16 protein-coding genes and 1 pseudogene are annotated in these 13785 nt (G+C 41.5%); 2 read left to right on the top strand and 15 right to left on the bottom strand.

Translation table 11 applies throughout. From position 1 onward, the window contains the following. Positions 1 to 497 precede the first annotated feature (497 nt). Positions 498 to 1721: pseudogene (locus tag AC52RT_RS01730) on the bottom strand (chromosome segregation SMC family protein); the annotation flags it as partial. A 45-nt stretch (positions 1722 to 1766) separates the two neighbouring features. Beyond that, complete coding sequence (rnc, locus tag AC52RT_RS01725; protein WP_495539152.1) at positions 1767 to 2495, bottom strand: ribonuclease III; 729 nt, start codon at positions 2493 to 2495, stop codon at positions 1767 to 1769. Between the two features lie 30 nt (positions 2496 to 2525). Between rnc and AC52RT_RS01720 the strand changes: the two genes are divergently transcribed. Then, entirely contained in the window at positions 2526 to 2654 is a 129-nt protein-coding gene (locus tag AC52RT_RS01720; RefSeq protein ID WP_495539151.1) for a hypothetical protein, read from the top strand. A gap of 118 nt (positions 2655 to 2772) precedes the next feature. Here AC52RT_RS01720 and AC52RT_RS01715 read toward each other — a convergent pair whose 3' ends face one another. From AC52RT_RS01715 to AC52RT_RS01665, 11 genes are all read right to left on the bottom strand, one after another. Further along, positions 2773 to 3006: an acyl carrier protein gene (locus tag AC52RT_RS01715; RefSeq protein WP_340849590.1), complete on the bottom strand. Its 234-nt coding sequence runs from the start codon at positions 3004 to 3006 to the stop codon at positions 2773 to 2775. A 53-nt stretch (positions 3007 to 3059) separates the two neighbouring features. Then, positions 3060 to 3803 (bottom strand): 3-oxoacyl-[acyl-carrier-protein] reductase, encoded by a 744-nt coding sequence (gene fabG / locus AC52RT_RS01710; protein WP_495539150.1) that lies wholly within the window; start codon positions 3801 to 3803, stop codon positions 3060 to 3062. A gap of 1 nt (position 3804) precedes the next feature. Continuing rightward, on the bottom strand, positions 3805 to 4746 hold the full coding sequence (fabD, locus tag AC52RT_RS01705; protein WP_495539149.1) for an ACP S-malonyltransferase: 942 nt from the start codon (positions 4744 to 4746) through the stop codon (positions 3805 to 3807). Positions 4747 to 4762: 16 nt separating this feature from the next. Continuing rightward, positions 4763 to 5755, bottom strand: coding sequence for a phosphate acyltransferase PlsX (plsX, locus tag AC52RT_RS01700; RefSeq protein ID WP_495539148.1), 993 nt, complete (start codon positions 5753 to 5755; stop codon positions 4763 to 4765). After that, on the bottom strand, positions 5739 to 6332 hold the full coding sequence (fapR, locus tag AC52RT_RS01695) for a transcription factor FapR (RefSeq protein WP_495539147.1): 594 nt from the start codon (positions 6330 to 6332) through the stop codon (positions 5739 to 5741). The genes plsX and fapR overlap by 17 nt, the downstream gene beginning before the upstream one ends. A gap of 111 nt (positions 6333 to 6443) precedes the next feature. Next, a complete protein-coding gene (recG, locus tag AC52RT_RS01690) occupies positions 6444 to 8492 on the bottom strand; it encodes an ATP-dependent DNA helicase RecG (protein WP_495539146.1) in 2049 nt (682 codons plus the stop codon). Continuing rightward, the gene (gene sdaAA / locus AC52RT_RS01685) at positions 8489 to 9373 is read right to left on the bottom strand and encodes an L-serine ammonia-lyase, iron-sulfur-dependent, subunit alpha (RefSeq protein WP_495539145.1); all 885 of its coding nucleotides are present in this window, start codon (positions 9371 to 9373) and stop codon (positions 8489 to 8491) included. The genes recG and sdaAA overlap by 4 nt, the downstream gene beginning before the upstream one ends. Positions 9374 to 9399: 26 nt before the next feature. Next, positions 9400 to 10062, bottom strand: a complete 663-nt coding sequence (gene sdaAB / locus AC52RT_RS01680) for an L-serine ammonia-lyase, iron-sulfur-dependent subunit beta (protein WP_495539144.1) — start codon at positions 10060 to 10062, stop codon at positions 9400 to 9402. A 9-nt stretch (positions 10063 to 10071) separates the two neighbouring features. Further along, a complete protein-coding gene (locus tag AC52RT_RS01675; RefSeq protein ID WP_495539143.1) occupies positions 10072 to 10224 on the bottom strand; it encodes a hypothetical protein in 153 nt (50 codons plus the stop codon). A gap of 22 nt (positions 10225 to 10246) precedes the next feature. Then, positions 10247 to 11911, bottom strand: a complete 1665-nt coding sequence (locus AC52RT_RS01670) for a DAK2 domain-containing protein (protein WP_495539142.1) — start codon at positions 11909 to 11911, stop codon at positions 10247 to 10249. Between the two features lie 18 nt (positions 11912 to 11929). Further along, on the bottom strand, positions 11930 to 12292 hold the full coding sequence (locus AC52RT_RS01665) for an Asp23/Gls24 family envelope stress response protein (RefSeq protein WP_495539141.1): 363 nt from the start codon (positions 12290 to 12292) through the stop codon (positions 11930 to 11932). 247 nt (positions 12293 to 12539) lie between these two features. Here AC52RT_RS01665 and rpmB point away from each other — a divergent pair, with 247 nt between their 5' ends. Beyond that, positions 12540 to 12725, top strand: a complete 186-nt coding sequence (gene rpmB, locus AC52RT_RS01660) for a 50S ribosomal protein L28 (protein WP_340849573.1) — start codon at positions 12540 to 12542, stop codon at positions 12723 to 12725. A gap of 95 nt (positions 12726 to 12820) precedes the next feature. On the opposite strand, the gene spoVM is transcribed toward rpmB, so the two are convergent. Both spoVM and AC52RT_RS01650 read right to left on the bottom strand, forming a co-directional pair. Continuing rightward, on the bottom strand, positions 12821 to 12901 hold the full coding sequence (spoVM, locus tag AC52RT_RS01655) for a stage V sporulation protein SpoVM (RefSeq protein ID WP_034302035.1): 81 nt from the start codon (positions 12899 to 12901) through the stop codon (positions 12821 to 12823). Between the two features lie 102 nt (positions 12902 to 13003). Next, on the bottom strand, positions 13004 to 13660 hold the full coding sequence (locus AC52RT_RS01650) for a thiamine diphosphokinase (RefSeq protein ID WP_495539140.1): 657 nt from the start codon (positions 13658 to 13660) through the stop codon (positions 13004 to 13006). Positions 13661 to 13785 lie beyond the last annotated feature (125 nt).

Below are 13785 nucleotides of genomic sequence, written 5' to 3'. Positions count from 1 at the left end.
TGACTGAACTGACTGAACTGACTGAACTGACTGATCGACCTGATGTGACCTGATCCAGTGATGCTGAGGAGTATGTCGCACTTGTAGCCTCGTCTCCTGCCACTTCACCCAGTAAAGTGGAGTCATTCCTTCCACTTTCAGCTTATAAAATGCCTCAAAAGAGTGGTGGTACGGAGAGAGCGACATTTTTTGACCACGTAGGCTCTAGCCTCGGCCTCAAACACGCCTATTTAACACACATACGAGGCACACTTCAGCTCCGACAGGCCACCGTCAGTTCATCAGGCCGGACAGTCTAAGCCCCTGACTGACGAGATCTTTATTTTTCGTCCTGGTTGAATGACGTGGCCGTCCTATTACTAACGCTGAGCGGGACACCAGGAGGTAAGGCATACAACGATTACACATTCTGAAAGTTAGAAGCAGGCTCAACATAATTCAATCTTATCTCTTGGCATGTGTTCATCCGGCAACCCCATCATCCTCAAGAGCTCCTGTTGATTCAGCTGCTGATCAAGATACTGCTGTTCATTACGGGCAGAAGCCTGTTTGTTCAGCCATTCAATATAATCACTTTTCAGCGTTTCTATGGTTTCTTCAATATTACTTGTAAACAAACCAAGGCTTTTTTGTTTTTCATGAAGGCTTAATTGAAGATCTCTAACTTCCTTTTCAAGCTTCACAAGCACTCGATTTTCACGTTCTTTTTCAGCAGTCCATTCGCTGATCTTTCTCTCACCATCGTCAATTGACTTTTCGAGCTGCTGTTTATTTTGAGAGGCATTTTTTTTCCGCTCTTTTAATACTTCTTTGCGTCCTTCAAGTTTTTCAAGTTCTTCACTTGCCCGCAAAAGAGTCTCCTGTAGATCATTCATAGATTGATCAAGACCGGCTATATGCTTACGCAGCTTAGCAGACTCGGTTTCCTTCTGAGCAATGGATCTTGTCATCGTTTGCTCTTGTTCACTATGTTCTTCAAAAGCAGCGGTTAACTTTTCCCAATTTTCATGAAGCATTTCAATCTCATAGACCGTTAACGCTACTTCACTTTTCTCAAGCTCTGCCTTTTTTTCAAGGTAATCATGTGCAATCGAGGATTGAATTTTCAGCGGTTCAACCTGACCTTCTAATTCAAATAGAATATCATTAACCCGATTTAAGTTTTCTTGTGTCTCGAACAGCTTATGCTCTGCCTTCTTTTTACGGTTTTTGTATTTCAGGACGCCTGCCGCTTCTTCAAAAATGACTCTGCGGTCTTCTGCTTTACTGCTGAGAATTTCTTCTACTTTCCCTTGACTTATAATCGAAAAGGCTTCCTTACCAAGACCAGAATCCATAAATAAATCCACAATGTCTTTAAGCCTGCAGTTTTGATTATTTATGAAAAATTCACTTTCTCCTGATCGGTATACTCTTCTAGTCACACTTACTTCATGAAAATCGATCGGCAGGGAGTTCGTTTCATTGTCCAGCGTTAAGGTAACCTCTGCAAAATTCAGTGACTTTCGTGAATCACTTCCAGAGAATATAATATCCTCCATTTTCGCTCCACGGAGAGATTTTGCAGACTGCTCACCTAAAACCCATCGAATCGCGTCTGTAATATTACTCTTTCCACTGCCATTTGGTCCTACTACTGCCGTAACACCTGGGACAAAGTCCATCGAAATCCGTTCAGCAAAGGACTTAAATCCCACAACATCCAATTGTTTGAGGAACATTTGCTTTCCCCCTCTATCTCAACTCTTTACTTGAGACTTTCTTTATTATTTTTCTTTGAGAGCTGAAAGTGCACATTGAGCAGCACGCTGTTCAGCTTCTTTTTTCGATCTTCCCATACCCGTACCCAGTTCTTCCTGATTTAAGGAAACCACGGAGACAAACTCCCGGTTATGGGCCGGACCTTTTTCCAGAAGGATTTGATATTCAAGTGCCCCTGTACCATCCCGTTGAATAAGTTCTTGTAATTGGCTTTTATAATCCATCACATGAGAAAAAGCACCCTCGTCTATCTTAGGGAAAACTACCCTCTCTAAGAATTGAACGACACAATCAAGACCTAAATCCAAATATAACGCACCGATAAATGCTTCGAACACGTCAGCAAGCAACGCTGGACGTTCTCTGCCTCCAGTCATTTCCTCACCTTTTCCGAGTCGAATATAATTGCCAAACGACACATCATGCGCAAAATTGACTAAAGATGGCTCACATACAATTGCTGCTCGCAATTTTGTCAGTTCGCCCTCGCTCATCATTGGATACTTTACAAATAGGTACTTTGATACGGTCAATTCTAGGACGGCATCTCCTAAAAATTCGAGCCGTTCATTATCTTCATACGGCTTCCGGCGATGCTCATTCACATAGGATGAATGGGTGAACGCTTGTTTCAATAGCTTTTCATCATGAAAAAGAAAACCCGTTTGTTCTTGAAGCTGTGTAAATTTATTTTCACTTTTTACCGGTTTTCGATCCATATCGTTCCTTTTCATACGACCAAACCCTCCACTAAACACTAAAGAATGATGACAATTTATCTGGTAACGTCATTCGTTACAGAAAAGAAACTTGGCGGTTTAAATACGCCAAGCTCTTCAAAGTATTATAGCATACAGCAGCAAGGCTTCAAAGGAAACTCCTCGCTTCAATGAGGATAAATTCCCCATGGCTATTCATGATCTATAAGATTACGCATTCGTTAACTAAAAGAGGCTGCAGAGAATTCTCCGCAGCCTTGTGTTCATTTTTCATTTTTCGAGATCATTTAGATTACATAGTACTTTGTATGTAATTCACAGCATCTCCAACTGTGCTGATTTTTTCTGCGTCTTCATCTGAAATTTCCATTTCAAATTCATCTTCAAATTCCATAACTAGTTCAACAACATCTAGGGAATCTGCACCAAGATCTTCTTTGAATGAAGCTTCTAATTTCACTTCTGACTCTTCAACATTCAATCGATCAACTACGATTTTTGTTACGCGTTCTAATACGTCTGCCACTGCATTCACCTCCCCTCAAGACATTATAGTATATACCGGTTAATTAATAAAGATTACATCACCATTCCGCCGTCTACATGGAGCGTTTGCCCAGTCATATAGCTGCTCGCTTCGGAAGCAAGGAACGTGACAACCCCGGCTACATCTTTAGGATCGCCAAAGCGTGCCAGCGGAATTTGAGTTAACATCGTTTTCTGTATATCCTCGGTTAGTTGTTCAGTCATATCCGTAGTAATAAACCCAGGAGCAACCGCATTGACCGTTATTCCACGCGCAGCGAGTTCCTTAGCAGTAGACTTCGTTAACCCAATTACACCTGCTTTAGCCGCTACATAATTGGCCTGTCCAGCATTACCACTGACCCCGACAATAGAAGCAATATTGATTATTCGTCCATGACGCTGTTTCATCATCTGTCTAGTGACCGCTTTTGTGCACAAAAATACACCTTTGAGATTGGTAGTGATTACATCATCCCACTCTGCTTCTTTCATCCGCATTAATAGATTATCGCGGGTGATTCCAGCATTATTAACGAGAATATCGAGTGTTGTAAACTGCTCAAAGACATGTTTCATCATCGCTGTAACACTCTCTGAGTCACCCACATTTCCTTGAATAGCGAAAGCATGGCGCCCCATTTCCTTAATTTCAGCGACAACCTCATTCGCCTTTTCTTCACTGCCCGCAAAATTGACTGCCACATTCGCACCCTGACGAGCAAGCTCTAATGCAATTTCCCGGCCAATTCCACGTGATGCTCCGGTTACCAATGCATTCTTTCCGTTAAGCTGCATTCTAATTCCCCCTAAGTGCATGGACTGTATTTTCAAGACTCGCCATGTCATTTACTGAATAAATCGATACACTGCGGTCAATTTTTTTGATTAAACCACTCAGTACTTTACCAGGTCCGATTTCGATAAATGTATCAACACCTAAATCTAGAAGTGTTCGTATACTTTCTTCCCAGCGTACAGGTGAAATAAGCTGTTCGATCAGTTTTTCCTTAATCTCCTCAGGCTGGGTTACAGGCTGAGCTGTAACGTTAGAGATCACAGGAGTTATTGCTTGCTTAACCTCTATTGAGCTAAGTGTTTCTGCTAGTTTAGCAGCTGCTGGTTCCATTAGGATGGAATGAAAAGGGCCGCTCACATTTAATGGGATTGCTCGTTTTGCTCCGTTTTCCTTCGCTTTCACTGCAGCCAATTGAACACCTTCGGTCGTTCCTGAAATAACAATCTGCCCTGGGCAGTTAATATTCGCCAGCTGTACGGTATTCCCTTCACGCGTAATATCGGCTGTCAGCTCTTCTAGCTGCGCCTGATCCATACCGAGCACGGCTGACATCGTCCCAATACCGTTTGGAACGGCTTCTTCCATGTATTCCCCGCGTTTTCGAACCGTATGTACCGCTTCTTTAAATGTCATCGCACCGCTGGCAGTTAACGCTGAATATTCACCTAAGCTGTGCCCAGCTGTATAATCTGGCGTAATTCCAGCCTTCACTACTGCTTGATAGAGAGCAAAACTTACCGTTAATAATGCCGGTTGTGTATTTGCTGTCAATGTGAGCTCTTCTTGCGGTCCATTTAGGATAAGATCAGTCAGCGAAAATCCAAGCGTGCTGTCTGCTTCTTGAAAGATTGATTGAACGGTCTGATCGCTCTCATAAAAATCTTTTCCCATCCCCACTGTTTGTGAACCTTGTCCTGGAAAAACAAATGCTACTTTCCCCATTGTCGACACCCCTAACTCATTCTTGTTTTCCGGTTTCCATCAAACTAACAATATTCTGTACAACTTGATGATTGACCATGTCACGCGTCTGGCGGATGGCATTGTATATAGCATGGTCATCAGATGAGCCATGAGCTTTAATAACCGGTGCTTTTAATCCGAAAAGTCCTGCTCCACCATACTCAGAGTAATCCATCTGATTTTTAATTGCTTTAAATTGTGGTTTAAGCATAGCCGCAGCCAGTTTGCTTTTCGTATTGCTCATTAAACCTACTTTAAGCATAGAGAAAACACTCATCGCGGTTCCTTCAATCGTTTTCAACACCATATTTCCTGTAAAACCATCTGTAACGACAACATCCGCAGCTCCATTAAGCAAGTCTCTCGCTTCAACATTGCCTGTAAAGTTGATCTTTGCTTCTTTCAGAAGGCCGTACGCTTGTTTTGTCAATTCGTTGCCTTTTTTCTCTTCAGAACCAATATTTAATAGAGCTACACGAGGATTAGCGATTCCTCTAACCTTTTGCGCATAAATGGAGCCCATAATGGCATATTGAACAAGATGTTCTGGTTTCGCATCCGAATTCGCTCCAACATCTAAAAGGACAAAACCTCCGCCGTCAATAGTCGGCAGGGTCGGGGCAAGAGCTGGCCTGTCTATCCCATCAATACGTCCAACGACAAATAACCCTGCCGCCATGAGTGCACCCGTATTTCCTGCTGAAATGCATGCATCCGCTTCTCCGTCTTTAACCAACTGAGCTGCAAGGACTAGTGATGCGTTCTTTTTACGGCGCACCGCTCGAACGGGTTCATCTGTACCCAAAATCTTTTCTTCAGTATGTACGACAGATATCCGGTCATTATGTATTAAATGTTCATTTATTTCTTTTTCATTTCCTACTAAAATCATTTCAATATCAGGAAATTCACGAACAGCCTTCATAGCTCCTAAAACTGGCTGTTTTGGTGCATGATCTCCGCCCATTACATCAATTGCTATTTTCATTTTCTTCACCCTTTTCTGGCTGACAGGAGCGGTACATTTCAAACTCTCCCTTAAATACCAATTCACTGCCAACATAACTGTTCACTTCTACATTTGAACGATCACTCGAAGCCGTATCCAATACACGAGCCTTAGCAACCACTCTCTCATTTTCCCTTACGGATCGTGTAAATAGAATGGATGCTTTTGCCGTCAGCGCCAATTCGTCATCGATAACAGCTACAGCAAGGGAATTAGCTTGGGCGAACAAATGATGGCCTCGCGCTATCCCATTTCGTTTAAAAACATGTTCTTTATTTATATCAAGAATTGAAATTGCATTTTGGTCTAAATTCACATCAATGACCTCACCAATCACTTCATCAATCGGGAGTGCCCTGATTTCATCGCTTAGTCTTTTTTCCGCAACGTTCTTTATCCGCTCCCGTAGTTCGGGAATGGAAAGTTCAAGCCGGTCCAGCCTGATTGTTTGAACGCTCACGAAAAATTTTTCAGCCAGCTCTTCATCTGTTACGAAAGGATTTCCTTTAATCGTGTCGATTAATAACTGCTGGCGTTCCTTCTTATTCCTTTTCATTTGAAGGTCACCATCCACGTTTTATGACTAGGTACTAATAGTAGTATATAGATATTAAAAACAGATTGCAAGATGTATTCAACCTGCAATCTGTTTTTTAGCTTATTCTTTTTAATCCAGCTTTTCTCCATCTAATACACCGGTGCTTGCAAGATGCTTTCGAAGCGGCTCATAATCCGGCGCATGCCAAAATGCTTCCGAAGCGATGAGTTTGGCTGCATCATTTCTAGCTACTTCAAGTGTTCGATAATCATGAACCATATCTGCCACTTTAAATTCAGGAACGCCACTCTGCTTTCTTCCAAAGAAATCGCCAGGCCCACGAAGTTCGAGATCTTTTTCAGAAACGACAAAACCATCATTTGTCTCGGTCATAATGGTCATACGCTCCTTCCCATTTTCCGATTTAGGATCAGCTAACAGGATACAGAAAGACTGATCGCTCCCTCTTCCTACCCGGCCGCGAAGCTGGTGAAGCTGTGCGAGACCGAATCGTTCCGCATCATAAATAACCATCACGGTAGCATTAGGTACATTAACCCCCACCTCAACGACTGTAGTGGAGACAAGAACTTTTGTCATGTTCTGGCTGAAATCCTTCATAACAGCGTCTTTTTCATCCGCCGGAAGTTTTCCATGCATCAATCCGACTTGATATCGCTCACCAAAATACTGTGTCAGCATAGCATGTACATCAAGTACGTTCTCTAAATCCATTTTTTCCGATTCTTCAATCAACGGACAAATTACATAAGCCTGTCTACCTTGCTGCAATTCTTTCTCAATAAAAACAAGAATCCTATCGAGCATATTATGCTTAGCCCAATACGTTTCAATGATTTTACGTCCAGCATGCATTTCATCAATTGTTGATACATCCATTTCTCCAAAAACTGTAATGGCCAGCGTTCTAGGAATCGGCGTCGCTGTCATAAATAAGACATCAGGACTGTTCCCTTTTTCTCGTAAAACCCGCCGCTGGTTCACACCAAACCGATGCTGTTCATCGGTTATGACAAGTCCAAGATTGAGGAAATTCACTTCATCTTGAATAAGAGCATGGGTACCGATTAATAAATTTATGTCTCCGCTGTTTAATGCTTCTAGCAGTTCCCGCCGTTTTTTCCCTTTTACGGAGCTTGTCAGAAGAGCTGACTTAATTCCAAAAGGTTCTAGCATTGCACGCATCGAAGCGGCATGTTGTTCAGCTAATATCTCAGTAGGAACCATTAAAGCTCCTTGATAACCAGCTGAAATAGATGTATACAAGGCGATAGCGGCTACCACAGTTTTTCCGGATCCGACATCCCCCTGCAGGAGGCGGTTCATTCTATAGGGAGATTTCATATCCGCTAATATTTCATTAACAACCCGTTTCTGGGCATCCGTCAGAGGAAAGGGCAGAGATTCGATAAACGCAGTTACTTTTTCAAGATGATAGTCTTGTTCAATTCCTTTTGATTCTTCTCTTTGAACTTTACGCATTGCCTGCATCTTCAGTTGAAAAAGTAAAAACTCTTCATAAACAAAGCGGCGCCTCGCTTGTTTCATATCATCCTCTGAAGCTGGAAAGTGCATGGTCCATAAGGCATTCGGTCTAGGCATCAATCTATACTGTGAGAGTAATCCTTGCGGCAGGTTTTCTTCAATAGCCGGTCCAAACTGTTTAAAGGCGTTGCCGATGTACCGGCGTAATCCTTTAACCGTCATACTTCCCTTTATCGAATAGACAGGTTCATATTCTTTTTCCTGTCGATTCTCACCAATATGACATTCGCTGCCTGTAATGGTTTGGCGATGGCGATCCCACTTTCCAGTAACCGTCACTACGCTGTTGATGTCCATCTTTGACTTTAAATAGGGCTGATTGAAAAAAATAACCGTAATCAGATTGTTCCCTACAAAAACCTTGAATGTCAGCCTAGACTTTTTCTTTCCAAAATACGTAAGCATCGGCTGACTGTGGATTTTCCCTTCAATCGTAACTCGTTCTTCATGTTCTACCGTTTCTAAATCCTTTAAACGATAGTCTTCGTAGCGGAAAGGGAGATGTTCAAATAAATCAAACACGGTATGAATGCCCATTTCATTTAATGTTAGGGCAGTCTCATTTCCAATTCCTTTAACGGCGGTAACAGACTCTTCTAATAACTGGTTCATTTCTTAAGAAGCGGCAGACCGAAAATCTTAGCTTCCAAAGCTCGGCCAGTCGGAGTTGCCGCTAACCCTCCCTGTGCTGTTTCTCGTAAAGCTGAAGGCATCGATTGACCAATTTCATACATGGCGATAATGACTTCATCACATGGAATCCTGCTGGTGATTCCTGCTAATGCCATATCAGCTGCAACCATTGCATTTGCCGCCCCCATAGCATTCCGTTTCACACATGGTACCTCTACAAGTCCTGCAACTGGATCACAGACAAGTCCTAACATGTTTTTCAGTGTAATGGCCATTGCCTCCGCACTTTGAGCAGGAGAACCTCCAGCCATTTCTACAATGGCCGCTGCAGCCATTCCTGCTGCTGACCCAACCTCCGCTTGGCAGCCGCCTGCTGCGCCGGAAATAGATGCATTATTGGCTACAACAAACCCAAAAGCACCCGCTGTAAAGAGAAATTCAATTTTTTGTTCTTTAGTAGGATTTAATTTTCTTTGGACAGCAAATAATGTTCCCGGAACCACTCCCGCTGATCCAGCTGTAGGAGTCGCACAAATGGTTCCCATCGCTGCATTTACTTCATTCGTAGCAACAGCTTTACTGACCGCATCGAGTAAAATTTCACCCGAAAGGAATGTGCCTTTTTTAATATACTCTTGTAAAAGAACAGCGTCTCCACCTGTTAAACCAGAAACGGAACGTACACCTTGCAAACCACGTTCAACTGCTTTTTCCATTACATCCAGATTTGTTTCCATCTGAGAAAGAATCTGCTCTCTCGTCTTCCCTGTGACTTCTACTTCCTGTTCTATCATAATGGTGGATATTTTTTTATTTTGTGATTGTGCTAATTCTACTAATTCTGCGACATTACGAAACAAAATATATCCTCCCTTCATCTCATTGTTTAATCGACAATCTTGGCAACCTGAGTAATATTTGCTAGTTCACCAATTTCTCGAAGTACGTCATCACCGATATTTTGATCTACTTCAATAGTCATTAAGGCCATTTTTCCTTTTTCTTTACGTGACACATCCATTTGACCAATATTAATTTCATGTTTGGCTAGGATATTAGATACGTTTGCAATAGCTCCGAATCGATCATCATGGACCACTAATATCGCTGGATTATGACCTGACAGCCTGAGAACAAACCCATTTAACTCTATAATCTCAATTTTTCCGCCGCCGATTGAAATCCCAACAAGTTCAAGTTCACCTTGGTGATCGCCAATAACAATTTTGGCTGTATTCGGATGGTCGGTCACAGCATCTTCTTCGTGAAACTCCACCTTCATCTTTTGCTGTTCAGCGATTTGAAATGAAGATTTTATACGTTCATCAAATGTATCAAAATCAAGCAGACCCCCAACAATTGCAACATCTGTACCGTGGCCTTTGTATGTTTTAGCGAATGATCCATAAAAATAAATAACAGCCCATTCAGGCTGCCGCCCAAATAATGTTCTTGCCACTCTTCCAATTCTTGCAGCACCGGCTGTATGAGAACTAGACGGACCAATCATGACCGGACCGATTATATCAAAAACGCTCTTATACTTCATAACTTCCTCCTACACTGCATACTGAATAACAATTAAAAAATAAACTGCAGAGCCTCTTGGCTTCTGCAGTTTATTTTCCCACTTTACCTGTGAAACGGCAAGCAGTTTGTATAAGAATCCAGCAGCAAGAATGAATGACATTCCTTCATAATAGAAGGACATCATTTCATCTTCTAATGCCTAATTATTCAATCGAGAATATGAAAGAGTATAACGGCTGATTTCCATTATGAAGTTCTACTTCCGCATCTTCGAATTGAGCATTACAGAATTTTGCAAGCTCGTCCACTTCGTTTTGGCTTGCATCTTCTCCATAAATGATTGTGATGATTTCTGATTCCTCATCAATCATTTCAAGCAAAAGATCTTTCGCTGCTTGAAGCTTTTCTTTACTTTTAACTTTGATTTTACCTTCATCAATTCCCATGAAATCACCATTGGCAATTTCAAGACCGTCGATAACCGTATCACGGACAGCATAGGTAATTTGACCAGTTTTCACATGGCTTAACGCCTCTGTCATCGCGTGATCATTATCTTGTGCTTCCAAGGCTGGGTTAAACGCTAGTAGTGCTGACATCCCTTGAGGAACAGTCTTTGACGGAATCACAATAACTTGTTCTGACACAACATCTTTTGCCTGTTGAGCTGCCATGATAATATTCTTATTATTAGGCAAGATGATGATCGTTTCAGCATTAGCCTCTTCGATTGCTTTAACAATATCCTCCGTGCTTGGATTCATTGTTTGGCCGCCTTCAATAACAACGGTAGCTCCTATGCTTTTAAATAAATCGCTGATTCCAGTACCCATTGCCACGGAGACAATCCCAAACTTTTGTTTTTCTTTTTTAGGCTTAATCTCTGTATCAAGCGTTGCATGAGTATCCCCAACAATCGCCGTATGCTGCTCGCGCATATTATCAATTTTTAATTTAATAAGGCTTCCGTATGTTTGGCCGTAATTCAAGCAATTCCCCGGCTGTTCCGAGTGAATATGTACTTTTACGACTTCTTCATCAGATATGACGAGTAACGAGTCGCCAAGTTCACTTAGGTCTTGACGGAACTTGTCTTCATCAAACGTCTTCGTACCTTCTAACCTGACCATAAATTCAGTACAATAACCAAAGACAATGTCTTCAGAATTTATATGTCCCTGAACATTAATATGGTGCTCGGCACTTACCAGTTTATCCATTGTGAAGTTATCGGAAATGGCCGGCAGCGCTTCGCCTCTTAATTCCGCTAAAAATCCTTCATAAACAAACAGAAGTCCTTGACCGCCGCTGTCTACTACGCCTACCTCTTTAAGTACAGGAAGCAAATCAGGAGTACGGTCTAAAGATGCTTTCGCTTCTTTAACAATTTCTTCCATAACCATGATTATATCGCTGTGTTCTCGAGCCGCGATGACACATTGTCTTGCAGCGTCTTTTGCTACTGTAAGAATTGTACCTTCAACAGGTTTCATTACAGCTTTGTAAGCTGTTTCTACTCCCGATTCCAATGCAGCTGCAAACTCCTGGCTGCTCACACTCGCCTTCGTTTCAATTGACTTTGAGAATCCACGGAAAAGCTGGGACAAAATAACACCAGAATTACCACGGGCACCCATTAGTAGTCCTCTTGATAAAGAGACACCTACTTTGCCAATATGATCTTGTACATTATTTTGTACTTCTTTCGCTCCAGAAGTCATTGATAAATTCATGTTCGTTCCTGTATCTCCATCCGGTACCGGAAAAACGTTCAAGGAATCGACTAGTTTAGCGTTTGCAGACAGATGGTTTGCACCTTGGATGATCATCTCTGCAAAACGTCTTCCATTTAAGCTTGTAATTGACACTAAAACTTCCTCCTTGACTTAAGGGTTCGTAACACGAACTCCCTGCACAAAAATATTTACGGAATCAACAACTAATCCGACAGTTTTGTCCAGGGTGTATTTTACCTTTGATTGAACATTGTGTGCAACTTCTGAAATTTTCGTTCCATAGCTGACTACGATGAACATATCAATATGGACTTCATCATTTTCCTGACGAACGATTACACCCTTAGTAAAGTTTTCTTTTCTCAGTATTTCAGCAATGCCGTCTTTTAATTGTTTTTTCGAGGCCATGCCTACGATTCCATAACAGTCAATCGCAGCGCCGCCGGCTACTGTAGCAACTACCTCATTGGATATATCAATTTGTCCAAATTTAGTTTTTAATTCGATAGACATATATGTGTACCCCTCCCAAAATCCTATGACTATAACCATTCTACTATATTGACTTCTGTTTTAAAAGCAAATGTAGCACTGTATTATTATAATTCAATTCACAAAGGGTTATGTCAAGGTTTTTTTCTTGAAAGTAATTTACAGAAGTATTGCAATCTCATGGGAGGTATGATAAATTATTAAAGTATTTCAATTCAGACTCAAGAATATGAAAACTCAAGCTTTCTGTAGTTAGGAGGGAATCAACATGAAACAATGTGTAATCACTGGAAGAAGAACTCGTACTGGTAATAAACGCTCTCACGCAATGAACTCATCTAAGCGTACATGGGGTGCTAACCTTCAAAAGGTACGTATTTTAGTCGATGGTAAACCTAAACGTGTATACGTTTCTGCAAGAGCTCTTAAATCGGGCAAAGTAGAACGCGTATAATGTTCCGGCATCCTTTTCTTAGGATGCCTTTTACTTTTTTACAACAAAAAAACACCCATATCAAGGGTGCAAATCGTTCGATACTCTCTATTATTTCAGCCCTTCTTAAAGGCACCAAGCATTGCTTTAACCAAACCTCCCAAAACCTTCGGTAATTTAATGGTATAGAACTTCATAATGCCCCTCCTCTGCAATCACACTCTTACATTCCTTTATTGAGATTTCCTCTTATAGACTGCTTTTGATTAACATACTTAGTAAGGCAGTAAGCGTGATAATTAATCACTGCTTCTTATCACCAATAATATGCCAGAAGTGAAGGAATAATTACCATTCTCAGAAATAAGTTCATTACTGATGCAACGGGTGGAACCCACAGGAAGATAGCTGTTTTCTAAAGGATATTTAAAACCATGCAGACTTATGCCATCCGCATTTCCGATCACTGGGATCAGCGATATGTATTTTTTATCATCCATCACCTGAAGGGAATAGGATCCCGGTGTTCTTACCGTCAATAGATTTTTATGATCCGCCATGTAAAAGCTGATTTTTTTATGCAGCGGTAAGATCTCCTCTTGTAAGAATAAATGAATGTTGCCGAGAAAATGATCGATTCTTCCTCCAGTGGAACCAAACAGCCAAATCTCTTGGGGGTCCTGTGCCACTGCCCACTTGAAAGCAATTTCCAGATCCGTTTCATCTTTTTCAGAAGGATAGATTGTGATCGTATCTAATTTTTCTTGAATCAATGACAGTTCATCTTCTGTAACTGAATCAAAGTCTCCAAATGCCGCTGCAGGCACGATGCCATGATTAAGTAGTATTTGTACCCCTCTATCAACACCAACCCATATACACCCTTCTCTGTCTTTATACATCCCTAAATCAGGGAGTAAGTCACTTGGTCCGCCTGCCATTAAGTAAATAACCAATCGAATTCCTCCTTTTACTAGAAAAGCCGGTTGAATAAGCTGCTGTTTACTGACAGCACGTTATTCAACCGGCTTGCTATTTTACATTGTGCCTCTAATATTCTTGATCGCTTGATGACGATCAG

This window comes from Peribacillus sp., from assembly GCF_059453735.1.
Note: the sequence above shows the minus strand (reverse complement) of the source record. Positions and strands in the feature narration are given on the sequence as shown.

Bases quoted from the DNA above. Each gene is read 5' to 3' on its own strand.
- rnc (WP_495539152.1), bottom strand. From the start codon at position 2,495: ATGAAAAGGAACGATATGGATCGAAAACCGGTAAAAAGTGAAAATAAA.
- AC52RT_RS01720 (WP_495539151.1), top strand. From the start codon at position 2,526: ATGATGACAATTTATCTGGTAACGTCATTCGTTACAGAAAAGAAACTT.
- fabG (WP_495539150.1), bottom strand. From the start codon at position 3,803: ATGCAGCTTAACGGAAAGAATGCATTGGTAACCGGAGCATCACGTGGA.
- fabD (WP_495539149.1), bottom strand. From the start codon at position 4,746: ATGGGGAAAGTAGCATTTGTTTTTCCAGGACAAGGTTCACAAACAGTG.
- plsX (WP_495539148.1), bottom strand. From the start codon at position 5,755: ATGAAAATAGCAATTGATGTAATGGGCGGAGATCATGCACCAAAACAG.
- fapR (WP_495539147.1), bottom strand. From the start codon at position 6,332: ATGAAAAGGAATAAGAAGGAACGCCAGCAGTTATTAATCGACACGATT.
- recG (WP_495539146.1), bottom strand. From the start codon at position 8,492: ATGAACCAGTTATTAGAAGAGTCTGTTACCGCCGTTAAAGGAATTGGA.
- sdaAB (WP_495539144.1), bottom strand. From the start codon at position 10,062: ATGAAGTATAAGAGCGTTTTTGATATAATCGGTCCGGTCATGATTGGT.
- AC52RT_RS01675 (WP_495539143.1), bottom strand. From the start codon at position 10,224: ATGTCCTTCTATTATGAAGGAATGTCATTCATTCTTGCTGCTGGATTC.
- AC52RT_RS01665 (WP_495539141.1), bottom strand. From the start codon at position 12,292: ATGTCTATCGAATTAAAAACTAAATTTGGACAAATTGATATATCCAAT.
- rpmB (WP_340849573.1), top strand. From the start codon at position 12,540: ATGAAACAATGTGTAATCACTGGAAGAAGAACTCGTACTGGTAATAAA.
- spoVM (WP_034302035.1), bottom strand. From the start codon at position 12,901: ATGAAGTTCTATACCATTAAATTACCGAAGGTTTTGGGAGGTTTGGTT.